This is a genomic window from Vibrio sp. Vf1514 (assembly GCF_052076135.1).
GTDB lineage: Bacteria > Pseudomonadota > Gammaproteobacteria > Enterobacterales > Vibrionaceae > Vibrio > Vibrio furnissii.
The window spans coordinates 2,381,081-2,402,749 of the sequence record NZ_CP197267.1 but is presented as its reverse complement, the minus strand read 5'-3'; the positions used below and the strand labels follow the sequence as shown (position 1 = coordinate 2,402,749).

22 protein-coding genes and 2 tRNA genes are annotated in these 21,669 nt (G+C 49.7%); 17 read left to right on the top strand and 7 right to left on the bottom strand.

Features of this window, described 5'->3' with window-relative positions; translation table 11 throughout:
- Nucleotides 1-67 precede the first annotated feature (67 nt).
- The 3 genes from ACS18Q_RS11175 to ACS18Q_RS11165 all read right to left on the bottom strand — a co-directional run bounded on the left by ACS18Q_RS11175 (nucleotide 68) and on the right by ACS18Q_RS11165 (nucleotide 2,121).
- Nucleotides 68-574 carry a Fe3+-citrate ABC transporter substrate-binding protein gene (locus tag ACS18Q_RS11175; RefSeq protein ID WP_004724816.1) on the bottom strand — a complete coding sequence of 169 codons (507 nt, stop codon included), beginning with the start codon at nucleotides 572-574 and terminating at the stop codon, nucleotides 68-70.
- 282 nt (nucleotides 575-856) lie between these two features.
- Nucleotides 857-933, bottom strand: a tRNA-Arg gene (locus tag ACS18Q_RS11170).
- A 54-nt stretch (nucleotides 934-987) separates the two neighbouring features.
- On the bottom strand, nucleotides 988-2,121 hold the full coding sequence (locus tag ACS18Q_RS11165) for a flagellar assembly protein FlgT (protein ID WP_208550525.1): 1,134 nt from the start codon (nucleotides 2,119-2,121) through the stop codon (nucleotides 988-990).
- 163 nt (nucleotides 2,122-2,284) lie between these two features.
- Here ACS18Q_RS11165 and ACS18Q_RS11160 point away from each other — a divergent pair, with 163 nt between their 5' ends.
- Together ACS18Q_RS11160 and flgP are read left to right on the top strand one after the other, a co-directional pair.
- On the top strand, nucleotides 2,285-2,920 hold the full coding sequence (locus ACS18Q_RS11160) for a FlgO family outer membrane protein (protein ID WP_014204584.1): 636 nt from the start codon (nucleotides 2,285-2,287) through the stop codon (nucleotides 2,918-2,920).
- Between the two features lie 6 nt (nucleotides 2,921-2,926).
- Nucleotides 2,927-3,364: a flagellar assembly lipoprotein FlgP gene (flgP, locus tag ACS18Q_RS11155; RefSeq protein WP_370447163.1), complete on the top strand. Its 438-nt coding sequence runs from the start codon at nucleotides 2,927-2,929 to the stop codon at nucleotides 3,362-3,364.
- A gap of 81 nt (nucleotides 3,365-3,445) precedes the next feature.
- Here flgP and ACS18Q_RS11150 read toward each other — a convergent pair whose 3' ends face one another.
- The 3 genes from ACS18Q_RS11150 to flgA form a co-directional block, all read right to left on the bottom strand.
- Nucleotides 3,446-3,871 carry a flagella synthesis protein FlgN gene (locus tag ACS18Q_RS11150; RefSeq protein ID WP_004724807.1) on the bottom strand — a complete coding sequence of 142 codons (426 nt, stop codon included), beginning with the start codon at nucleotides 3,869-3,871 and terminating at the stop codon, nucleotides 3,446-3,448.
- A 31-nt stretch (nucleotides 3,872-3,902) separates the two neighbouring features.
- Complete coding sequence (flgM, locus tag ACS18Q_RS11145; protein ID WP_004724805.1) at nucleotides 3,903-4,226, bottom strand: flagellar biosynthesis anti-sigma factor FlgM; 324 nt, start codon at nucleotides 4,224-4,226, stop codon at nucleotides 3,903-3,905.
- Between the two features lie 162 nt (nucleotides 4,227-4,388).
- Nucleotides 4,389-5,156: a flagellar basal body P-ring formation chaperone FlgA gene (flgA, locus tag ACS18Q_RS11140; protein ID WP_167498028.1), complete on the bottom strand. Its 768-nt coding sequence runs from the start codon at nucleotides 5,154-5,156 to the stop codon at nucleotides 4,389-4,391.
- A gap of 56 nt (nucleotides 5,157-5,212) precedes the next feature.
- Here flgA and ACS18Q_RS11135 point away from each other — a divergent pair, with 56 nt between their 5' ends.
- From ACS18Q_RS11135 to ACS18Q_RS11065, 15 genes are all read left to right on the top strand, one after another.
- Nucleotides 5,213-6,139 carry a chemotaxis protein CheV gene (locus ACS18Q_RS11135; RefSeq protein ID WP_038150823.1) on the top strand — a complete coding sequence of 309 codons (927 nt, stop codon included), beginning with the start codon at nucleotides 5,213-5,215 and terminating at the stop codon, nucleotides 6,137-6,139.
- Nucleotides 6,140-6,149: 10 nt separating this feature from the next.
- Nucleotides 6,150-6,977 (top strand): protein-glutamate O-methyltransferase, encoded by an 828-nt coding sequence (locus tag ACS18Q_RS11130; RefSeq protein WP_004724800.1) that lies wholly within the window; start codon nucleotides 6,150-6,152, stop codon nucleotides 6,975-6,977.
- Between the two features lie 291 nt (nucleotides 6,978-7,268).
- The gene (gene flgB / locus ACS18Q_RS11125) at nucleotides 7,269-7,664 is read left to right on the top strand and encodes a flagellar basal body rod protein FlgB (protein WP_038150821.1); all 396 of its coding nucleotides are present in this window, start codon (nucleotides 7,269-7,271) and stop codon (nucleotides 7,662-7,664) included.
- Between the two features lie 4 nt (nucleotides 7,665-7,668).
- On the top strand, nucleotides 7,669-8,085 hold the full coding sequence (gene flgC, locus ACS18Q_RS11120) for a flagellar basal body rod protein FlgC (protein ID WP_004724796.1): 417 nt from the start codon (nucleotides 7,669-7,671) through the stop codon (nucleotides 8,083-8,085).
- 17 nt (nucleotides 8,086-8,102) lie between these two features.
- Nucleotides 8,103-8,810, top strand: a complete 708-nt coding sequence (gene flgD / locus ACS18Q_RS11115; protein WP_004724795.1) for a flagellar hook assembly protein FlgD — start codon at nucleotides 8,103-8,105, stop codon at nucleotides 8,808-8,810.
- Between the two features lie 28 nt (nucleotides 8,811-8,838).
- Nucleotides 8,839-10,143, top strand: coding sequence for a flagellar hook protein FlgE (gene flgE, locus ACS18Q_RS11110; protein WP_004724793.1), 1,305 nt, complete (start codon nucleotides 8,839-8,841; stop codon nucleotides 10,141-10,143).
- Between the two features lie 187 nt (nucleotides 10,144-10,330).
- Nucleotides 10,331-11,080, top strand: coding sequence for a flagellar basal-body rod protein FlgF (flgF, locus tag ACS18Q_RS11105; RefSeq protein ID WP_004724791.1), 750 nt, complete (start codon nucleotides 10,331-10,333; stop codon nucleotides 11,078-11,080).
- Between the two features lie 17 nt (nucleotides 11,081-11,097).
- Nucleotides 11,098-11,886, top strand: a complete 789-nt coding sequence (flgG, locus tag ACS18Q_RS11100; RefSeq protein ID WP_004724789.1) for a flagellar basal-body rod protein FlgG — start codon at nucleotides 11,098-11,100, stop codon at nucleotides 11,884-11,886.
- A gap of 26 nt (nucleotides 11,887-11,912) precedes the next feature.
- Complete coding sequence (gene flgH / locus ACS18Q_RS11095) at nucleotides 11,913-12,692, top strand: flagellar basal body L-ring protein FlgH (RefSeq protein ID WP_004724787.1); 780 nt, start codon at nucleotides 11,913-11,915, stop codon at nucleotides 12,690-12,692.
- Nucleotides 12,693-12,776: 84 nt separating this feature from the next.
- Nucleotides 12,777-13,862 carry a flagellar basal body P-ring protein FlgI gene (locus ACS18Q_RS11090; protein WP_004724785.1) on the top strand — a complete coding sequence of 362 codons (1,086 nt, stop codon included), beginning with the start codon at nucleotides 12,777-12,779 and terminating at the stop codon, nucleotides 13,860-13,862.
- Between the two features lie 10 nt (nucleotides 13,863-13,872).
- Nucleotides 13,873-14,814: a flagellar assembly peptidoglycan hydrolase FlgJ gene (gene flgJ, locus ACS18Q_RS11085; protein WP_158165624.1), complete on the top strand. Its 942-nt coding sequence runs from the start codon at nucleotides 13,873-13,875 to the stop codon at nucleotides 14,812-14,814.
- Between the two features lie 167 nt (nucleotides 14,815-14,981).
- Entirely contained in the window at nucleotides 14,982-16,916 is a 1,935-nt protein-coding gene (gene flgK, locus ACS18Q_RS11080; RefSeq protein ID WP_441257082.1) for a flagellar hook-associated protein FlgK, read from the top strand.
- Between the two features lie 13 nt (nucleotides 16,917-16,929).
- On the top strand, nucleotides 16,930-18,123 hold the full coding sequence (flgL, locus tag ACS18Q_RS11075) for a flagellar hook-associated protein FlgL (RefSeq protein WP_004724779.1): 1,194 nt from the start codon (nucleotides 16,930-16,932) through the stop codon (nucleotides 18,121-18,123).
- A gap of 396 nt (nucleotides 18,124-18,519) precedes the next feature.
- Entirely contained in the window at nucleotides 18,520-19,659 is a 1,140-nt protein-coding gene (locus ACS18Q_RS11070; RefSeq protein WP_004724776.1) for a flagellin, read from the top strand.
- A 592-nt stretch (nucleotides 19,660-20,251) separates the two neighbouring features.
- On the top strand, nucleotides 20,252-21,385 hold the full coding sequence (locus tag ACS18Q_RS11065; protein WP_004724775.1) for a flagellin: 1,134 nt from the start codon (nucleotides 20,252-20,254) through the stop codon (nucleotides 21,383-21,385).
- A 188-nt stretch (nucleotides 21,386-21,573) separates the two neighbouring features.
- Here the strand turns inward: ACS18Q_RS11065 and ACS18Q_RS11060 are convergent.
- Nucleotides 21,574-21,658: transfer RNA gene (locus ACS18Q_RS11060), tRNA-Leu, on the bottom strand.
- Nucleotides 21,659-21,669 lie beyond the last annotated feature (11 nt).

Below are 21,669 nucleotides of genomic sequence, written 5' to 3'. Positions count from 1 at the left end.
AGCCCACCAAATGGTGGGCTTTTTTGTGTTTGATACTTGGCGCTATTTACATTTGATGTGGAGAGGGTTATTTCAAATCGATGCTGTTGAGTCGGCCCATGTAAATCAGAATATCCAGGCAATCTTTGTGCGCATCTAGCAGCGCCTTTTTGGTTTTGGAGTATGCCGCGAGTTTGCCGTGTTTGTTGATGGAACACACCACACTTTTAAAGGTGCAATGTCCTTTCTCATCGTAATTACGCCAAGCGGCAATGTAGCAGGCGTCCCGGCAATCGGGGTTGTCCAGCGTGGGTCTGGGTTTGTAGATGATCTTCGGCTCTAAGCTGTGTGGCAAACGCGTCATCAGATACGGATCTTTTAAAATCCGTCGCCAGTGGCGTCCCCACATTTCCCGTCCCAGTTCATTGCGCAGTTTAATGGCTTTCTTTAACCCTTTGCGCTCACCGATACGGATGTAGCCGACCGACCGATGCAGCACTTTGTCATCGGGTGTATGAATATGGATCTTATAGGCCGTTTTGGCTTTCGAGATAAAGCGGTGACCAGTATTGGTTTCCAGGTTACTCTTTGTCATACATGTGGCTATAGATAATTTTGTTAATAGTAATAGTAGAAGAAAATCGTAAGAATAGTAGCCACAGAGTAGAGGATTCATGGAAGCCAACATCAGAAGCATGTCAGATTTGTGCGAAACTTAAGCTAGGAAAGGCTCGAGAAGCGAATGAAGGTGATGCAACGGGTGGCTTTAAATTGCAGGTGAGAACCCGTTGACGGGCGGCACACCCTGCCGATTGGGTAACGCGATGCTGGGTGATAAAAAGCCCTGATGAACCTAGATTCATCAGGGCTTTATATTTGGCGCTCCCGACAGGATTCGAACCTGAGACCTGCCCCTTAGGAGGGGGCCGCGCTATCCAGCTGTGCCACGGGAGCGGAGATGCTTATCTTACCTAATTCTTTGAATAAGTTAATCGCTTGCAGCCCTCACTAGAGCTGTTTGTGCATTACGTCGCCAATTTGAATGCTTGAAGCCAGTTCTGGTTGGTCAACGGTTAGCTCGGCATCGCTCTCGTACACGCGGGTCACAGTGAGTGTGATGTCACTTTGGCTGACTTTATTGCGTGGCAAGCCGCGTTGATCGATAAAGGCGCCGGTGTGCCACAGTTGCAGTTTGTCGCCCGTTTTCACGCCGTGAATGCGGCCCAGATCCATGGTGATGGTGTTGCCAAACTTGGCCACCACTTCCGGCAGCGTGATCTTACATGAAATTTCAGCTTCTAAATCGAGCATCACGTTGCGACTCACGCGCAGCAGCATCTGGCCGTAGGTGGAGGCCCAGAAACGTGCGCTGCGGGTATCCACTTGGCTGGTTTTGGCAAACGGCCAGCTTGCCACCTCACGGTAGTTGTGTTTAAACACTTCATTGCCGGTCTTGCCGTCGAAGACGCGCATTTCCAACGCAAACTGACGGTTGATCACATCATCTTTTAGTAGTTTTTGTTCGATGGTCGCGGTGAGATCGGTGATCACGCCGCCGATGATGTACTGCGCGCCAGAATCTTGCGCGATCATTTTGATCCGCTCAGGGTTGCGAGCATCAATGTCGTAATTGGTGGTGCCAACGGAGACGAAACTGTGAGATTCCTGCGCTATTTGACGATCAATCACATGGGCGAAGTCATCGCCGACGTCATAAATCTGACCCATCACCGCTTGCTGCGGCGATGCCACATCGATGTTGCCGACCAAAAAAGTCTTTTTGTACTGATCAATGTGGCAAGCTGTTGCCGATGGGTAGAGGTCGATCCGCGCGCGAACCTGCATGACATTGCCTCTGACCTTTCGATCTTCAATCAGGATGTAGCGCACTTCGTGGTTGGTAAACAGGTATTCTTTGCGGTCCGTTTCCAGCAGGGGCATGAGGTTACTGATGCTGCCGATATCTGCTCCGGCAAAATTTACCGCCTTATAGATGGCATCTTCCAATGCATGCAGGCGCGCCGCTTCTTCCGACGACACAATGGTGGCAGTCCCGGTGACTTCATACCACGCTGCTTGAGCGGTCGGAATCCAAAGGCTTAAGAAAAGCATTGAAACTAAAGAAGAAATATTTTTTTTCATCATGATTTACCAGTTAGGTATAAATTTTGCTTTTAAAATCTTAGCTGATGTAGGCATTTGCATTTCTGAGTTGTCGCAGGTTTAGAAAAGCAAAGAATGTTCCAGTTTCATCCGAGAGAGTGAGATTGAGCGAATTGCCTTAGTATATCTGGAGATGAAGAGAATGAAAAAATGGCTTTCTTTAGTGCCTGCGGTGTTTTTAACTGCATGTGCCTATGCCCCGATTTATAACGGTAAAGAGCCATACAATGGTTCACAGTTTATGTTGATGGAGAGTCCGCGTCACACGTTGGATTTCTTTGTCGACAGCCTGACCGAAGATTTGGTTCAGTCAAACACCAGTGTCACGGCGCGTACGCCGATCGCGGTGACTTCGTTTGTGGATCTGCAAAATATGGATACCACCAACTGGCTGGGCAATTCGGTTTCAGAAGGCTTTATTTATCAGTTCCAACGCCGTGGTTTTAAGGTGGTGGACTACAAAACCACCGGGTCAATTCAAGTGACTCAGCAAGGTGATTTTGCCTTCAGTCGTGATTGGAAAGATCTTGCCCAACAACAAGAGATTCAATACGTGCTGACAGGTACCATGTTGCGTCAAGAAGGCGGGGTGTTAGTCAATGCTCGTGTGGTTGGCATGCAGTCGCGTGTGGTGGTTGCGACCGCGCAAGGATTCTTGCCGGCGGATCGCATTGGCCGTGATTTGGATACGCTCAATAGTATTCGCACGCAAGATGGTGTGCTGATTCGTTCAGATCCCACCATCACTCAGCCCTACACCGTAATTTTGCGTCCATAGGAGTCGATGATGAAACAGTGGTTATTCCTGCTTGTGGCCGCCCTGGTGATGTCGGGTTGTCAGCCGTTACAAACGATGCGCCCCGATGACTGGTTGACGGCGGTGGGCTATGCGAGCATCAGCGAGCAGAAAGGACGTGATGACGAAGAGAAGCAAGTGCGTGCGATGCGTGCGTCGAAAATCGATGCGTATCGTGAGCTTGCTGAGCAAGTGTACGGCATGCGTGTGAGCGGCCGTGCGGAGCTGCAAGATCAACGTTTGGGGACTGAGCTCACCTCTGGCGCGGTGGATGGGGTGATTCGCGGTGCAGAAGTGGTGCGCAGCTACAAAGTGGGTGACAGCTATGTGACCGAGCTGCGTCTGGACATTCGTAAAATGGACCGTTTGCGCGACTACGGTGAAGTGCAACAGGTTCCCGAAAAGCGTCAGCAAACCTTGTTCTAAACTCTTCTCTCTCCAGATAGCAAAAAAGCGGCAATCATTGCCGCTTTTTTTATGTTCATGGAGTCACTTTGATTTTGATACTTAGGCTTTGATATTGGTGCCGAGTGTAGACACGGTATGCGTTTGGCCGGTGGCGTTATAGGTCATGCCCACTTTGCCGTGGCTTTGCTGCATCAGGTTATTGAGCTTGTTGAAACTTAATTGCGCGCGCGCCAAGGCTTCCCCATTGACGGCATTGGCTTGCTGGCAATCAAACACGATAGAACGGATCTGTTTGACGATGGTATCTAAATGTTCATCCTCAGACAGGCTCGATACATGAGGATGATTAGAAATACGTTGATCCGTTTGCTGCAGTTGATTCACCAGCGTGATTTTTTGTTTGGCAAGCGCTTCGATCTCCGCCGAAATGCGGCTGGTGATCGCAATTTTTTCCTGCTCCAGCAACGCCGATAAATCTTGCGCATTTTTTAGCTGGAACTCGACTAAGTCTTTCAGTGCTGCCATTACTCAATCGCCTTATGCTCAAACCGGGGAATTAAAATCCGCCCAGTTCTTTTTCAAACTTGATCATGTTGTCGGCCAGTTTGTCTGGATCTACAACATAGGAGCCGTTCGCGATCGCTTCTTTGATCGCCGCGACTTTTGCGCTATCGAAGCTGGGTTTGCTTGCCATTTCTGTGTGCATTTCACCAATGGCTCGCCCTTGTGAGCTGAGCGATACCGCATCGTGTTGCGGCCCTGCGCTTTGTCTCACAGCGCCGGATGTCGATGATGAAGATGCATTCGATTCTGAACGTGCAGGCGCGCGGTTAGTCGTCGCTAACGAGTTGCCTGAACGAATGTTATCAATGCCTGCCATAATTGAGCCTTTTAAAAACTTTGAACTTGTATCGTCAATATCGACTGAACAACGACGAACTTTAGCGTTTTATTTCACCAATGCGTAAATAATTCCTACGCGCAGTCTTGAGAAAACGAATCAACGGGAAGTTGAAACCCTCAACCTGCGGCGATGGGACCATTAAAATTGCACCGTGACTTCACCGATTCCGCTGACTTTTCCATCTATTATACGGTTAGATTTATCATTTTTCACTTTTATCTGGTCGCCCAGTGTACCATCAGACAAGGCGGTGCCTTTCGTGGTGATGCTCATTCCTGCACTGATTGCGCGAATCATCACACTCTCATTGCGACAAACAACACAAACGTCGTTTTGTTCGATAACATCACCTAACTTGAGGTTTTTTTTCGTTTTTGCTCCGACCACTAGATCTTGCGAGGAAAAACCTTGCCGTCTGAAGCGCAGCAGATCTACCATACTGATAGTCACATCATTCGCCGTGATAATTTGACCGCGCGTGATGGGTGTTAACGCAGTCACCATGGGGACGGTCAGGGTCAGACGAACCGGCACATAGACTTTCCAGTTGTCGGCTGAACACTCGACCAACACGGTGATGGCACTGGCAGAACCGTTGCTTGAGGACGACGAAGTACTCAAGGGTTCGGGGCAGTCAGTGGCAAAAATTCGCTCGTCGATATTTGCCGCGTTGACCACTAATTCACCGCCGACAGGTTTATCGACTGTGCTCAGCACATGGCTTTGTGCTGCCTCTTGAATCTTTACGATCTGCTCTGGCGTTGCAGAGTGCACAGAAAGGCTAAAGAAAAACAATAAAAAGCCGATAGAGTTATAAAAAAAGCGGTAGAAAGCTCTACACTTACATTTGGTATGTGGACATACACGGGTATTCGAAAGCATTGTTCGTTTCTCTGGTTTCTTCATAGCCTTGAGTAGACTATCACTTTTTTCGTTTAAAAGTTTGAGATGGAGATAAGCTTATGACGGGTATTCTTGATTCTGTGAATCAGCGTACGCAACTCGTCGGTCAAAACCGACTGGAATTGTTAACCTTCCGTCTTAATGGACGCCAACGTTATGGTATTAACGTATTTAAGGTGAAAGAAGTTCTCCAGTGCCCGAAGCTTACCGCCATGCCGAATTTGCATCGTCTTGTAAAAGGGGTTGCTCATATCCGTGGACAGACGGTGTCGGTGATTGATCTGAGTTTGGCAATCGGGGGCCGTCCCACGACGGATGTCGAGAAAAGTTTTGTGGTGATCGCAGAATTTAACCGTACGATTCAAGCGTTTCTGGTGAGTTCGGTTGAACGCATTATCAACATGCGTTGGGAAGCCATTTTGCCTCCGCCGGAAGGGGCAGGCAAAGCCAACTACCTGACGGCAGTCACCAACATTGATAATGAACTGGTTGAGATTCTCGACGTCGAGAAAATTCTGGCCGAGATTGCACCTGTTGATGAGTCGATGGATGCGAGCATTGGCCAAGAAATTGCCCATGCCGAGCAGGAAAAGCAAATTGTTCGCCGTATCTTGATTGCGGACGACTCGAGTGTGGCACGTAAGCAGGTTCAGCGTGCGATTGAGTCGATCGGTTTTGAAGTCGTGCTGACCAAAGACGGCAAAGATGCGTATGAAAAATTGCTTAGCATGGCCAAAGAAGGCAGCATTTATGACCAGATCTCGCTGGTGATTTCAGATATCGAAATGCCAGAGATGGATGGTTACACTTTGACGGCGGAGATTCGCCGTAACAGTGCCTTGAAAGATTTGTACGTCATTCTTCACTCTTCGTTGAGTGGCGTGTTTAACCAAGCCATGGTTGAGCGAGTGGGAGCCAACTCCTTTATCGCGAAATTTAACCCCGACGAGCTTGGTAATGCGGTGAAAGCTGCGCTAGTAGAATAAAGAGAACTGAATGACTGCGATTACTATAAGCGATCAAGAATATCGTGACTTCTGCCGGTTTCTGGAGTCTCAGTGCGGCATCGTACTGGGCGACAGCAAACAATACTTGGTGAGAAGTCGCCTCAGTCCGCTCGTGACCAAATACAAGTTGGCGTCGCTCTCTGACTTGTTGCGTGACGTCGTGACTGGCAGAAATCGCGAATTGCGTGTGGCAGCCGTGGACGCCATGACGACCAACGAGACGTTGTGGTTCCGAGATACGTATCCTTTTGCTGTGCTGGCTGACCGCTTATTGCCGGAATTGGCGAAGAACAAACGCCCACTGAAAATTTGGTCGGCGGCAAGTTCATCGGGCCAAGAACCTTACTCGATGGCCATGACCATTTTGGAAGTGCAGCAGCGCCGCCCGGGGCTACTGCCTAGCGTGGCGATTACGGCAACCGATATTTCTGCCAGCATGCTCGACATGTGTCGTGCCGGTGTGTATGACAACCTCGCGCTTGGCCGTGGGTTGTCACCCGAACGTCGCCGTATTTTCTTTGAAGATGCCGGCGATGGCCGCATGAAAGTCAAAGACAACGTGAAGCGTTTGGTGAACTTTCGCCCGCAGAACTTAATGGAAAGTTATGCGCTGCTGGGTAAGTTTGACATCATCTTTTGTCGTAACGTGTTGATTTACTTCTCGCCAGAGATGAAATCTAAAGTCTTGAACCAGATGGCGAACAGCTTAAACCCCGGTGGTTACTTGCTGCTGGGCGCATCGGAATCACTGACGGGGTTAACCGACCGGTTTGAAATGGTGCGCTGTAACCCTGGCATCATCTACAAGTTGAAATAAGCGATACTCGCTTCAAAGCCCGGCAATGCCGGGCTTTTTGTTTTTGCCGCTTTGCCGGGGCTGCCTGACGGATGTTTTTCCTTACTTGCCGCCTGCGCGCCAGTGTTCCCACCTTTCTTTGCCAGCCTCGATACGCTATACCTGAAGTGAGACATTCCAAACTCAGTGATTCGGCTTGTTCTTTGCAAGCTGACTCGTGATGACGCGTAATCAGCGGATGAATGAAAAAGTTGGTACGCTAATTGCTTTTAAATCATTAGTAACGGTCAGTTCTTATCGAAGAGGCAAAACATGGCTATTTCTTTTGACAACGCACTCGGCATACACCAGTACACGGTGGGTGTTCGCGAACGCAATGCTGAAGTCATTGCGAGCAACATTGCACAAGCGAACACGCCTGGGTTCAAAGCGAAAGGAATGGATTTCCAGAAGGCATTGCAGGCGGCAAGTTCGGGGGCAAGCATTGGTCTTAGCCGGACGGACGGTCGGCATATTCCTGCCTCAACGACGGTGACAGGGGAAATGCTTTACCGCGTCCCTACGCAACCTGATACCGGTGACGGCAACACGGTTGACGTGGATTTGGAGCGTAACTTGTTTATGCAAAACCAACTGCGTCACCAAGCGTCACTCGACTTCCTCGGAAGTAAATTCAAGAACTTAACGAAAGCGATTAAAGGGGAATAATTAGATGAGCTTATTTAATGTATTCAATGTGACTGGTTCTGCCATGAGTGCTGAATCTGTTCGTCTAAATACGACCTCAAGTAACCTGGCCAACGCCGACAGTGTCAGCAGCTCTGCGAAAGACACTTACAAAGCGCGTCATGCCGTGTTCGGCGCAGAGTTAAGTAAGGCACGTTATAACCGCGACCCGAATGTGCCGGTGAAAGTATTGGGGATTGTAGAAAGCGATAAACCGCTTAATGCGGAATTTAACCCAGATCACCCCCTTGCGAATGACGAAGGCTATATCTACAAGCCAAACGTCAACGTGATGGAAGAAATGGCCAATATGATCTCGGCATCTCGTTCATACCAGACGAACGTCCAAGTGGCGGATGCGAGTAAACAAATGCTGCTGCGTACGCTGCAGATGGGTCAGTAAGGATAAGGAGGTAGCGAATGGCCGGAATTAATAACGTTGGTCAAAGCGGCTTGTCCTATGTTGATCAGCTGAAAGCTCTTCAAGAGAAGAATAAGCCAACCGAGACAACGGGTAAGCAGGATCTGAAACAAGAAGATTTCCTGTCGTTGCTCACGAAGCAACTTGCTCAACAAGATCCTTTCAAGCCGGTTAGCAATGACCAGATGATCGCGCAAATGGCGTCATTTGCGACGGTAGATGGCATTGGCAAGATGAACTCTCAGTTTGAGAATCTCAACTCGTCTATGACATCGAATCAAGCACTGCAGGCATCATCACTGGTCGGTCGTGATGTATTGGTACCAGGTTCTGCGGGTGTGAAAAAGGATGACGCCGGATTGGCGGCGATGGTGAAGCTTCCTCAATCGGTCGACAACTTGTTTGTCCGTATCGAAAACGAAGCGGGCCAATTGGTTCGAACCTTTGAGGTTGGTGCCAAGCCAAGCGGTGATAGCCGTGTCGAATGGGACGGCAACGATCAAAACGGTAATCCATTGCCGGGCGGCAAATACAAAGTGAGAGCTTCGGGTTTGCTGGATGGAGAAAGTAAAGACTTTGCGGTATCGACCTATGCAAACGTCAACAGCGTTCTTCTGGGTAAAGGTGATGGTAACGTACTGCTCAATCTGGCTGGTTTTGAATCGCCAGTTCGACTTGCTGAAGTACTAGAAGTTGGCAAAGCATAATCATGCTAGCTAGATAGGAGAATTTGGAATGTCATATGTATCTCTTAGCGGTTTGTCCGCAGCTCAATTAGATTTGAACACCACCAGTAACAACATTGCGAACGCCAACACGTTTGGTTTTAAAGAGTCGCGTGCTGAATTTGGTGATGTGTATTCGAACTCTTTGTTTACGAACGCAAAAACCACTCCGGGTGGCGGTGTTCAGGCGAACAAAGTGGCGCAACAATTCCACGAAGGTTCAAGTATTTATACCAACAACCCAATGGATCTGCGTATTTCAGGCACTGGTTTCTTTGCCGTGGCGAAAGATCGTTTAGTCCCTCAACAAAATGAGCTGACACGTAACGGTGCGTTCCACCTCGACAAAAACAACTACATGGTGACCTCAAACGACGAATACTTGTTGGGCTACCAGGTCAACCCAGATACAGGTGATGTGCTTTCTTATGAGCCAGCACCACTGAACATTCCAGCTGAGTTTGGTAAGCCAAAACAGACGTCAAACATTGAAGTGGGTGTAAACCTACCTGCCAATGGCGATCTGAAAGATCCAACGTTGTTTGATTTTACAGATCCAGACACGTACAACCGCTCAACATCATCGACCATTTATGACTCGATGGGGCAGGCGTACAAACTGACGACGTACTACTTGAAAGATCAGACTCAGCCAAACACATGGCAAACCTACTACACCGTGACTGATAAAGAAGGCGAGAAACCCCTGAACATTACTGGTGGTGACGCGACAACTGCATCAGGCCAAGTGGGTCACACCATGAAATTCAACAATGACGGTACGTTGGCAAGCCTGAACAACGGGCAGCCTATCGTTTCTGAACCTCTGGGCGGCGGTACGAATCCGGTGAACTTAAACGGCGCTGATGTGAATCAGGTGCTGTCGTTCGGTCTGGATGCGGCCACTCAGTTTGCCGCGCCATTTGAATTGACGAAGTTTGATGAAGACGGTGCTACAACAGGCTTCCTGACGAAAATCGATTTTGACGAAAACGGTAGCGTGCTTGGCACTTACTCGAACGGCGAGAACATCACGCTGGGTCGTGTGGCGCTGGTGCGTGTGCCAAACGAGCAAGGTCTGGATAAGAAAGGCGGTACACAGTGGGATTCAACTCAGTTCTCGGGTGACAAGATCTGGGGTGAATCAAACAAAGGGTCTTTCGGTACCATCAACAACGGTACGCTGGAACAGTCAAACATCGACATGACGCAGGAGCTGGTGGATCTCATCTCCGCGCAGCGTAACTTCCAAGCCAACTCACGTGCGCTTGAAGTTCACAACCAACTGCAACAAAACATCCTACAGATTCGATAATTCGAACATCTGGTCTGTCAAACCGGCGGCAACGTCGGTTTGATGGGATTGCCAGTTTGCCACCTTGCCGCGGCAAAAATACCCTCCTCCTCGCTCTATCCTTATTAAACTCTTTGATTAAAAACACATTTTAATATTGGCACGCCAATTGCTTTATTGCTCTTAACAACGATTTCTGGAGCAAATTATGGACCGTGCATTGTTTCTTGCCATGAGTGGCGCAAAACAAAATATGCAAGCGATGCAGCTACGAGCAAACAACCTGGCCAACGTCAGCACCACGGGTTTTCGTGCCGACTTGGAACAGGCGCGTTCGATGCAAGCGTACGGTGATGGCCTGCCAAGCCGTGTGTTCAGCATGACCGAACGTCCTGGACACAATTTTCAGCAGGGCAGTGTGATCACCACGGGCCGTGATTTGGACGTGACCGTTCAAGGTGATGGCTGGATTGCCGTGATGGATAAAACCGGCAAAGAAGGGCTGACCCGTAACGGCAACCTCAATATTGATGCCAATGGCCTGCTGTTGAACGGCAATGGTCATCCGGTACTGGGTGAAACTGGCGCGCCAATCACCTTGCCGGTGCCGCTGGCCAAAGTAGAAATCGGCAACGATGGCACCATCTCGGTTCGTCCTCAGGGGGCGCCTGCCGATGCCATGGAAGTGGTGGACCGCATTAAGCTGGTTCGTCTGGATAACCAATCGTTGTTTAAAGATGTGAACGGTCTGTTCCGTTCGAAAGATCCAAACGCAGCATACGATGCAAACGCCAATGTGAAGATTCTCACCGGCGCAGTAGAAGGCAGTAACGTCAACGCCGTTGGCGAAATGACCAGCCTGATTGACCTGCAACGTCAGTTTGAGATGCAAGTCAAAATGATGAGCACCGCAGAAGACATGGACAAGTCGTCCGATTCTCTGCTTCGTATGAGCTAACCGACTAGGAGATAACGATGCAACCAGCATTATGGGTAAGTAAAACTGGCCTAGACGCGCAGCAAACCAACATTGCGACGATCTCGAACAACCTGGCCAACGCCTCCACCGTCGGCTTTAAGAAAAGCCGCGCGGTGTTTGAAGATTTGTTCTATCAGAATATTAACCAGCCTGGCGGTCAGTCGTCGCAGAACACTGAATTGCCAAGTGGCTTGATGCTTGGTGCCGGTTCGAAAGTCGTGGCCACGCAAAAAGTGCACACGCACGGCAACGCGCAAACCACCACTAACAGCCTGGACATGATGATTGAAGGGGATGGATTCTTCCAGATCCTGATGCCAGACGGCAACATCGGCTATAGCCGCAACGGTCAGTTCACCTTGAACGATGAAGGGGTGATTGTGACCTCCGGCTCGGGCTACCCGTTACAACCTGAGATTGTGATCCCAGATGATGCGATCTCCATTACGGTCGGCAACGATGGTGAAGTTTCCGTGCGCGTACGCGGCCAGCAAGATAACCAAGTTCTGGGGCAAATCACCACGGTCGATTTCATTAACCCAGGCGGCCTAGAACCGATTGGTCAAAACCTTTACTTGCCGACAGGCGCCAGTGGCGACCCACAAGAAGGCGTGCCGGGATTAGACGGTTTAGGCAACGTGCGTCAATCGATGCTGGAAAGCTCCAACGTGAACGTGACCGAAGAGTTGGTCAACATGATTGAAGCGCAGCGCGTGTACGAGATGAACTCTAAAGTGATCTCAGCCGTTGATAAAATGATGAGCTTTGTGAACCAACAGCTTTAAGCCTTAATTAGCAAGAGAATGCCGCGATGAAACGTATACTCAGCTTGATGCTCATTTCACTCCTGTCGGGGTGCAGCTTGTTGCCGGAGCCGATTGAAACGGCCGATGTGACGCAAGGCACCACGGTTGTGGATGCGGTCGAAGGTGATAAATCGTCAGACAGCAGCACGGGTCTGGTCGATACCCTGCGTAACCGCACCGACCCTGTGGCTGGCGATCCCGCTTGGGCGCCGATTTATCCGAAAGATAAGCCAGAGCACTACGCGGCAGAAACCGGTTCGTTGTTTAACTTGTCTCGTGCGAACAGTTTGTATGATGATTCAAAACCTCGTGGCATTGGCGACATCATTACTGTGACGCTCAATGAAAGCACCAAAGCGGCTAAAAGTGCCGATGCGGATCTGAAAAAGAAAAATGACGCCTCCATGGACCCGCTGAGTGTCGGCGGCCAAGAACTCAATTTAGGCGAATATAATTTTTCTTACGCACTGAAAAACGACAACAAGTTTTCCGGCAGCGCGCAGGCTAACCAGAGCAACAGCCTGTCGGGGTCGATTACGGTGGAAGTGATTGACATCCTGTCCAACGGTAACTTAGTGATTCGTGGGGAAAAATGGCTGAGTTTGAACACCGGTGATGAGTACATTCGCTTAAGCGGCACCATTCGTCCGGATGACATCGACTTCGATAACACCATTGCATCCAACCGCATTTCCAACGCTCGAATTCAATATTCTGGCACCGGAACCAACCAAGATATGCAAGAACCTGGATTCTTGGCACGATTTTTTAATGTGTCTTTATAGCTCGCACCCGATGGTCGAAATATTGACAGCATAAGTATCGAAGGGGCCTGATTGGCCCCTTCGTTTTTTAGATAGGTAATCCACATGAAAAGACTCACTTTGTTATTGATGATGTTCGTCGCAGTCTCCGCTCAGGCCGCGCGCATCAAAGATGTTTCTCAGGTAGCAGGTGTGCGCAGTAACCAACTTGTGGGTTACGGTTTGGTCACTGGTTTGCCGGGAACGGGCGAATCCACACCATTCACCGACCAGAGTTTTAATGCCATGCTGCAAAGCTTCGGCATTCAATTGCCGCAGGGCACCAAACCCAAAACGAAAAACGTTGCCGCGGTGATCGTCACCGCCGACTTGCCCGCTTTCTCCAAGCAAGGCCAAACAGTGGATGTCACGGTATCATCGATTGGTTCTGCCAAGAGCCTACGCGGCGGTACGCTGATGCAAACGTTCTTAAAAGGTCTGGATGGTCAAGTGTACGCCGTGGCGCAGGGCAACCTCGTGGTGAGCGGCTTTAGTGCCAGCGGTGCAGATGGCTCTAAAATTGTCGGCAACAACCCAACGGTGGGGATGATCTCTGCCGGGGCGATTGTAGAACGTGAAGTGCCAACGCCGTTTGGCCGTGGCGATTTCATCACGTTCAACTTGCTGGAATCAGATTTCACCACCGCGCAGCGCATGGCCGATGCGGTCAACCAATTCTTGGGCCCACAAATGGCCTCTGCGGTCGATGCGACGTCTGTGCGCGTGCGTGCGCCGCGTGATGTTGGCCAACGTGTTGCATTCCTGTCGGCGATTGAAAACCTCGAATTTGACCCCGCTGATGGCGCAGCCAAAATCATCGTCAATTCACGCACTGGCACCATTGTGGTTGGCCAACATGTGCGCCTGAAACCTGCGGCGGTCACGCATGGCGGCATGACGGTGGCCATTAAAGAAAACCTGAATGTCAGCCAACCGAACGCGTTTTCGGGCGGTCAGACTGCCATTGTGCCAGATTCCAGTATTGAAGTGACGGAGAAGAAAGGCAAGATGTTCAAACTGGAACCGGGGGTCACGCTTGATGATCTGGTTCGCGCAGTCAATGAAGTGGGCGCCGCCCCATCGGACCTGATGGCAATTTTGCAAGCACTGAAACAAGCGGGCGCCATCGAAGGCCAACTGATCATCATCTAAGGAGTGCGGCATGGTTAATAATCCCAACGACATTGGCTTTATTCACGACATTGCCAGCCTTGATTCGCTGCGTAAGCAGGCGGTCACTGGGGATGAAAAGTCAGAAAAAGCAGCCTTGACGGCGGCGGCGCGTCAGTTTGAGTCGATCTTCACCACCATGATGTTGAAATCGATGCGTGATGCGAACGCGAGCTTTAAGTCCGACATGTTCAATAGCCAAAATGAAGATTTTTACCGTCAGATGCTTGATGAGCAAATGACCAGTCAACTCAGTGCGTCTGGCTCCCTCGGTTTGGCCGACATGATTGTGGCGCAGCTGTCAGCAGCAGAGCAGTCCAACACGACGGGTGAAGATAACTTCCAAGAAGCGATGCGCCGTGTGGAACGCTCTCGTGACGTCGCGGCAAATCAACCGGCAACGGATGCGGCAACGCCAATGGTCAATGCTGCAAATGCCGTTGAGGCGCCAGTGGCCAGCGGCTCGTTTGAATCGCCACGCTCTTTTGTCGCCTCACTCAAACCGTTTGCCGATAAAGCGGCAAAAGCGCTGGGTGTCGACTCCACCTTGTTGCTGGCGCAAGCGGCACTGGAAACCGGCTGGGGACAGAAAGTGGTGAAAAACGCGCGCGGCAGCAGCAATAACCTGTTTAACATCAAGGCCGATCGCAGTTGGCATGGCGCAAAAGTGGCGACGCAAACGCTGGAATACCAAGATCAGACACCGGTCATGGAAAAAGCAGCGTTCCGCTCTTACACCAATTATCAGGACAGCTTTAACGACTATGTGCGCTTCCTGTCGAGCAATCCGCGTTATACCACCGCACTGCGTCATAACGGCAGTGATGAAGATTTCATTCGCGGCATTCATCAGGCCGGTTATGCGACCGACCCTCAATACGCCGACAAAGTTCTACGGGTGAAAGCCCAAATCGAACAGATGGACGAACTGTAATCCCTTGCCTCAGCCGACCCTTGTGGTCGGCTGATTAGTTTTCCTTTCAGCATGAACTTCCTTAATTTTCCTCACCTTACAACGTAAATTCTTATTTGGCACACATATTGCTTTATTGAACCTAGGGGCCGGTTTAATCGGCGATTTACTCGGTTTTTGGGGGCATTATGGCGTCTGATCTTCTGAATGTTGGTGCGCAAAGCGTATTGACGGCTCAGAGACAACTCAACACCACTGGTCATAACATTTCTAATGTTAATACAGAGGGTTACAGCCGTCAGTCTGTGATCCAAGGGACCAATATGCCTCGCCAATACGGTGGCGAAACCTACGGCATGGGCGTGCATGTGGAAAATGTTCGCCGCTCGTGGGACCAGTTTGCCGTTAAAGAGCTGAACCTTGCCACCACCGATTACTCGTTCAAGCGCGATAACGAAGAAAACCTCGACATGCTGTCAAAACTGCTGTCGTCGGTGGCTTCGAAAAAGATTCCAGAGAACCTCAATGAATGGTTCGATTCCGTGAAAACGCTGGCCGACACGCCCAACGATGTCGGTGCGCGTAAAGTCGTGTTGGAAAAAGCGGGGCTGATTAGCCAGAACATGAACGATTTTCACGAAACCGTGCGCCGTCAGTTTGATGTGACCAACAAAGGTCTCGATGTCGGCATTGAACGCATCAACCAATTGGCGGTTGAAATTCGTGACTTGCAGCGCTTGATGATGCGCACCCCAGGCCCACACAACGATTTAATGGACCAGCACGAAAAGCTGGTGGCTGAGCTGTCTCAATACACCAAAGTGACGGTCACGCCGCGTAAAAATGCTGAAGGTTTCAACATTCACATCGGAAACGGTCACACCTTGGTCTCCGGCACTGAAGCCAGCCAACTGAAAATGATCGACGGTTACCCGGATGTGCATCAACGCCGTCTGGCGATGGTGGAAGGCAAAGCATTAAAACCGATTACCGCGCGCGATATCGGCGGCAAAATTGGTGCCTTGATGGACATGCGCGACAAACACATTCCCGGATTGCTGGACGAAATCGGCCGCTTGGCCACCTCGTTCTCGTATGAAGTCAATCGGTTGCAACACCAAGGGCTTGATCTGCGCGGGGACATTGGTGCGGATATTTTTACCGACGTGAACTCGGAGCGTGTGGCGCGCTCTCGCGTGGTGACGGCAAGTAATTCTGACGCGGATTTGGCGGTTTATATTCAAGACGTCAGCCAGCTGAAAGGAGGTGAGTATTCACTGACCTATAATGGCGACGACTACATCATGACCATGCCGAACGGCGAGCAAAGTAAAGTGTCGGTGGTGCGTGGTCACATCGACATCGATGGCATGCGCATCCAAATCAATAACGAGCCGCGATCTGGTGAGCGCGTGATCATTCGCCCAACGCGTGATGGGGCGGCCAACATGCGCATGGCGATTGATGATGCGTCAAAAATTGCCGCCCAGAGTTACGAAGCGTCCACTGCATTTGCCCAAGGCAGTGCCACATTCCACATCGACCAAGCGGGCGATGTGAAAGAGTTTGAAGCCTACGTGGTGCCGGTGAAAGACAGCGACGGCAATCCAACCGGCAACATGCAGGTTCGCGTGCAAGATAAAAACGGCAAAGTGCTGCTCACGCAACCTTATGCGTTTGAGGACAATCAAGAAGAGCTGACGCTAGAAATTCCTAAGCAGGACAGCGACGGCAAATCGACCATTTTTACCTTGTCGCGTGGTGCGATTGCCGATGATAAGTTCACGGCAAACCTTGTCCCCTCTGACGGTGACAACGGCAACTTGCGCAAAATGATCAATGTACAAAGCAACAAGACGGTCGATGACAAGAAATCGACCATCATCGAGCTGTATCACAACTTGAACACGGACTTTGGTTTGAAACTCTCCACCGCATCGCGTTTGACGGATGTGGCACGTTTGGAGAAAGAGTCGGCTGAATCTCGTATCGCGTCGGTGTCTGGGGTGAACCTCGATGAAGAAGCGGCGAATATGATGAAATTCCAGCAAGCGTACATGGCTTCGTCGCGCATCATTCAAGCGGCGAACGATACCTTTAATACCATTCTGGCATTGCGATAGGGGAGGCCGATAAATGTTTAATCGTATTTCTAGCTTCCATAACTATCAGGCTGTGCAAAATGATTTGCGCCGTCAGGAATCGAAAATTCACCACAACCAAGCGCAATTGGCGTCAGGTAAGAAATTATTGTCGGCGGCGGATAACCCGTTGGCGACGCATTACATTCAAAATGTGTCTCAGCAGCAAGAGCAACTGCGTCAATACATGGATGCCATCGTGCTGGTGCGTAACCGTCTGGAACACCAAGAAGTGATTGTGTCGAGCGCCGAAGATTTTACTGACAAAGCCAAACGCAACGTTATGGAAATGATCAACGGTTCATTGTCGCCAGAAGATCGCGCCGCTCGCGCGCGTGAACTGGAAGAGATTGCCAATAACTTTCTCAACCTGGCTAATGTGCAAGATGAGTCAGGCAACTATATTTTTGCCGGGACCAAACCGACCACACAGCCGTTCTTTCGTGATAACGCGGGCAATGTCTCGTACGGCGGTGATGATTACCAACGCAAGATGAAAATCTCCAACAGTTTGGAAATGCCGTTCAACACGCCGGGCAGCAAACTGTTTATGGAAATCGAAAACCCGTTTGGTGACTACGAACCGAATTACCAGTTGCGTGAAGGTTCAGAGCTGCTGCTTGAGAAAGCCAATAACAGCAATCCTGACGATGATGGTGAGTACAAAGTCACCTTTGTCGACATGACCAACGGTAAGTTTGGCTATCAATTGGAGCGCAATGGACGCGTGGTGGACACAGATGAATTCAATCCGAAAACCGGCATTCAATATGAAGATTTGACCATTCATGTTAAAGGGCAATTGACCGCGGGCGATGCGATTTCACTGACGCCACGTCAGTCGTTCAGCGTGTTCGATACCTTTAAAGACGCGATCAATTTTTCCAAGGCTTCTGTTTCGGATGCTTCGGCAACGGCGAAGTTGCAACAGATGACGCAAGAATTCCATACCGCCTTTATTCATATGAACAAAGCGCGTACGGATATCGGTGCGCGTTTGAGTACGCTCGATATTCAAGAAGAGCAACACGCAGATTTCAAAATCAGCCTGGCCAAATCGAAAAGCCAGTTTGAAGATCTGGATTATGCCGAAGCGGTGATTGAGTTCAATGAGAACTCTCGTGCGCTGCAGGCATCCCAGCAAGCATTTGGTAAAACCAAAGATTTAACCCTGTTCAACTACATCTAACCTTCAACGCCTTATGTGCCATGCCATAAGTGCGAAGGGAGTTTTGGTTGGACGGTTTTTCGTCGAATGATGGCGGCATTTTAACCGCTAATGACCTTCGACGAAGCGGCAAAAGCGCGGCAAATGCCGATTGCCGCTGATATTTTCTCTGATGATGAAGCGGTTCAGGAGAAAAGTTGAATAAGCTAACTGATTGAAAATTAGCATATAAAATTTTTAGAAGCGGTTTTTATAAAGTTGGCACACTAATTGAATTGATAATATCAGAGTTGATACAACCCAGTTTTAAAGACGCCAGGTGGCGTGTTTAGCAAGTTATTCACGGTCAGTGCTTCCAAGAGAGAGTAAAGCTGACCGCTTCGCAAAAAGCTTGCGAACTCGATAGGAGAGCAAACTATGACCATTAACGTAAATACCAACGTGTCGGCAATGACCGCTCAACGTTATCTGAACAAGGCATCTAACGAGCTAAACACCTCGATGGAACGTCTGTCTTCAGGTAACCGCATTAACAGTGCGAAAGATGATGCGGCAGGCCTTCAGATCTCAAACCGTCTGACCGCGCAATCTCGCGGCCTGGATGTGGCCATGCGAAACGCCAACGATGGTATTTCGATTGCGCAGACTGCGGAAGGGGCGATGAACGAGTCGACCAGCATTCTGCAACGTATGCGTGACTTGTCACTGCAATCAGCGAACGGCACCAACTCAGCGTCAGAGCGTAAAGCCCTGAACGAAGAAGTGACCGCGCTGCAAGATGAACTGAACCGTATCGCTGAAACCACATCATTTGGTGGTCGTAAGCTACTGAACGGCTCATTCGGTGAAGCGTCATTCCAAATCGGTGCGAGCTCAGGTGAAGCGATCATCATGGGCCTGACCAGCATTCGTGCGGATGACCATCGCATGGGCGGCATGTCTTTCGTGTCTGAGCAAGGTAAAGATAAAAACTGGGGTGTGCCAGACAATGCGCGCGACCTGAAGTTTGAATTCACCGGCAAAGATGGCGAGCCAGTCACGCTGAATATCAATGCGAAAACTGGCGACGATATCGAAGAGTTGGCGACGTACATCAATGGTCAAACAGACATCTTTAAAGCGTCTGTGGATCAAGATGGCAAGCTACAGATTTTCATTGCACAACCTGAGCTGGCAGAAGATTTCAGCATCTCCGGCGGGTTGGCATCTCAACTGGGCCTCAATACGGACAACGGTCAATACACCACCGTTCAAGATATTGATGTCAATACCGTGGGGGGGTCACAAAATGCGGTCGGCATCATCGACGCTGCATTGAAATACGTGGATTCACAACGTGCGGATCTGGGTGCGAAACAAAACCGTTTGAGCCACAGCATCAGCAACTTGGCGAACATCCAAGAAAACGTGGAATCATCGAAGAGCCGTATCAAAGATACAGACTTTGCGAAAGAAACCACACAGTTGACGAAGTCACAAATTCTGCAACAGGCAGGGACATCGATTCTTGCCCAAGCAAAACAGTTGCCAAACTCTGCAATTTCACTATTGCAGTAGTCCTGGGGTCCTTCATTAATCAGCTCAGACGTGAGTATATAGTGAAGGTACCTTGGCAAAGTATGATTGTTGATGATCAAAAAGCTCTCTCAAACTAACCCTGCTTTTTGATTTTGAATGGTCATGCTCATATGGTCAGCCACTTGTGTTCATTTCTCGTGATCTCCACATTGGCGATGGCTACTACCTAGCCCCGGTTCTCTCAAAGGAAAGGGGCTTTTCTTTTGCCTGCAATTTCCCATCTTGCCTCGAACCTCGATCGATTTCTCGGGTTCGTTTCCTGTGGCATTTTCATCTTTTCTTTTTCTCTGATCGACGATGGTCGTCGGGGGAATTGATACGCAGTCGATTGCACTCGTCCGGGTTGGTGAATTCTTTAGCACTTTTTTCGTATTTCATGATGTTTTGCGCCTTCAATCTCAAACTTCGCCTCAATGGCGTCTTTTTCTACAGAAAACCATTTTTTCTCTAAAGGAATAGCTCAGCGAGTCGCTAATAGAGATAACTTTGAGAGAACTACTTGGTTTTCCGAGACGTCGGAAGCCGTTCGTGAAGTTCCGCTACGTCTGAAAATCAAATAGGAGACACCATTATGGCGGTTAATGTAAATACCAACGTGTCAGCAATGACAGCCCAACGTTACCTGAATAGTGCTACCGGCGCGCAACAATCGTCGATGGAACGCTTGTCCTCAGGTTTTCGTATCAACAGTGCAAAAGATGATGCTGCCGGTCTGCAAATCTCCAACCGACTGAACGTGCAAAGCCGTGGTCTGGATGTCGCTGTACGCAACGCAAATGACGGTATCTCTATCGCTCAAACTGCGGAAGGTGCAATGAATGAAACCACCAACATTCTGCAACGTATGCGTGACTTGTCACTGCAATCGTCTAACGGTTCGAACTCAAAAGCGGAACGTGTTGCGATTCAGGAAGAAGTGACTGCACTCAACGATGAATTGAATCGTATCGCAGAAACCACGTCATTTGGTGGCAATAAGCTGTTGAACGGCACGTTCGCAACTAAATCGTTCCAGATCGGTGCGGACAACGGTGAAGCGGTGATGCTGAGCCTCAACAACATGCGCAGCGACAACCGCATGATGGGCGGCACCAGCTACAAAGCGGAAAATGGGAAAGATAAAGATTGGAGCGTTCAATCTGGCGCAAACGATCTGACCATTACGCTCAATGACAAGCTTGATGGCGAAAAAACGATTCAAATCAATGCGAAAGCAGGCGATGACATCGAAGAGCTGGCCACTTACATCAATGGTCAAACCGATATGATCAAAGCCTCTGTGGATCAAGAAGGCAAACTGCAACTGTTCACCGACAACAACAAAGTCGATGGTGAGGTGTCGTTTGGCGGTAGCTTGGCCGGTGAGCTGGGCATTCAGGAAGGCAAAGGCGTAACGGTCGATACCATTGACGTCACTTCTGTGGGTGGCGCGCAACAATCTGTTGCTGTGGTCGATGCAGCGCTGAAGTTCGTTGATAGCCACCGTGCGGAATTGGGTGCATTCCAAAACCGTTTCAACCACGCGGTCAACAACTTAGACAACATCAACGAAAACGTGAATGCGTCGAAGAGCCGTATCAAAGATACCGACTTTGCGAAAGAAACAACGGCACTGACCAAGTCTCAGATTTTGGGTCAAGCTTCTAGCTCTGTCTTGGCACAAGCGAAACAGGCGCCTCAGGCGGCACTCGCTCTGCTTGGTTAAGCGAATACAAATCAGCATGACGTGCAAAAATCCAGCTTCGGCTGGATTTTTTTATGCGTTGGATCGTAACCGTCTGTTTTATAAATCAAGGTCAAGAAGGGGCAAAACAACAGAGGGAACTGGCGATTTACGTCAGAAACGCAATAGCCAGATAAAACAAAACCCAGCCGAAGCTGGGTTTGTCTATATGGTGCGGAAGAAGAGACTTGAACTCTTACACCTTGCGGCGCCAGAACCTAAATCTGGTGCGTCTACCAATTTCGCCACTTCCGCATGTTTTGTGG

Bases quoted from the DNA above. Each gene is read 5' to 3' on its own strand.
- ACS18Q_RS11175 (WP_004724816.1), bottom strand. From the start codon at position 574: ATGACAAAGAGTAACCTGGAAACCAATACTGGTCACCGCTTTATCTCG.
- ACS18Q_RS11165 (WP_208550525.1), bottom strand. From the start codon at position 2,121: ATGAAAAAAAATATTTCTTCTTTAGTTTCAATGCTTTTCTTAAGCCTT.
- ACS18Q_RS11160 (WP_014204584.1), top strand. From the start codon at position 2,285: ATGAAAAAATGGCTTTCTTTAGTGCCTGCGGTGTTTTTAACTGCATGT.
- flgP (WP_370447163.1), top strand. From the start codon at position 2,927: ATGATGAAACAGTGGTTATTCCTGCTTGTGGCCGCCCTGGTGATGTCG.
- ACS18Q_RS11150 (WP_004724807.1), bottom strand. From the start codon at position 3,871: ATGGCAGCACTGAAAGACTTAGTCGAGTTCCAGCTAAAAAATGCGCAA.
- flgM (WP_004724805.1), bottom strand. From the start codon at position 4,226: ATGGCAGGCATTGATAACATTCGTTCAGGCAACTCGTTAGCGACGACT.
- flgA (WP_167498028.1), bottom strand. From the start codon at position 5,156: ATGAAGAAACCAGAGAAACGAACAATGCTTTCGAATACCCGTGTATGT.
- ACS18Q_RS11135 (WP_038150823.1), top strand. From the start codon at position 5,213: ATGACGGGTATTCTTGATTCTGTGAATCAGCGTACGCAACTCGTCGGT.
- ACS18Q_RS11130 (WP_004724800.1), top strand. From the start codon at position 6,150: ATGACTGCGATTACTATAAGCGATCAAGAATATCGTGACTTCTGCCGG.
- flgB (WP_038150821.1), top strand. From the start codon at position 7,269: ATGGCTATTTCTTTTGACAACGCACTCGGCATACACCAGTACACGGTG.
- flgC (WP_004724796.1), top strand. From the start codon at position 7,669: ATGAGCTTATTTAATGTATTCAATGTGACTGGTTCTGCCATGAGTGCT.
- flgD (WP_004724795.1), top strand. From the start codon at position 8,103: ATGGCCGGAATTAATAACGTTGGTCAAAGCGGCTTGTCCTATGTTGAT.
- flgE (WP_004724793.1), top strand. From the start codon at position 8,839: ATGTCATATGTATCTCTTAGCGGTTTGTCCGCAGCTCAATTAGATTTG.
- flgF (WP_004724791.1), top strand. From the start codon at position 10,331: ATGGACCGTGCATTGTTTCTTGCCATGAGTGGCGCAAAACAAAATATG.
- flgG (WP_004724789.1), top strand. From the start codon at position 11,098: ATGCAACCAGCATTATGGGTAAGTAAAACTGGCCTAGACGCGCAGCAA.
- flgH (WP_004724787.1), top strand. From the start codon at position 11,913: ATGAAACGTATACTCAGCTTGATGCTCATTTCACTCCTGTCGGGGTGC.
- ACS18Q_RS11090 (WP_004724785.1), top strand. From the start codon at position 12,777: ATGAAAAGACTCACTTTGTTATTGATGATGTTCGTCGCAGTCTCCGCT.
- flgJ (WP_158165624.1), top strand. From the start codon at position 13,873: ATGGTTAATAATCCCAACGACATTGGCTTTATTCACGACATTGCCAGC.
- flgK (WP_441257082.1), top strand. From the start codon at position 14,982: ATGGCGTCTGATCTTCTGAATGTTGGTGCGCAAAGCGTATTGACGGCT.
- flgL (WP_004724779.1), top strand. From the start codon at position 16,930: ATGTTTAATCGTATTTCTAGCTTCCATAACTATCAGGCTGTGCAAAAT.
- ACS18Q_RS11070 (WP_004724776.1), top strand. From the start codon at position 18,520: ATGACCATTAACGTAAATACCAACGTGTCGGCAATGACCGCTCAACGT.
- ACS18Q_RS11065 (WP_004724775.1), top strand. From the start codon at position 20,252: ATGGCGGTTAATGTAAATACCAACGTGTCAGCAATGACAGCCCAACGT.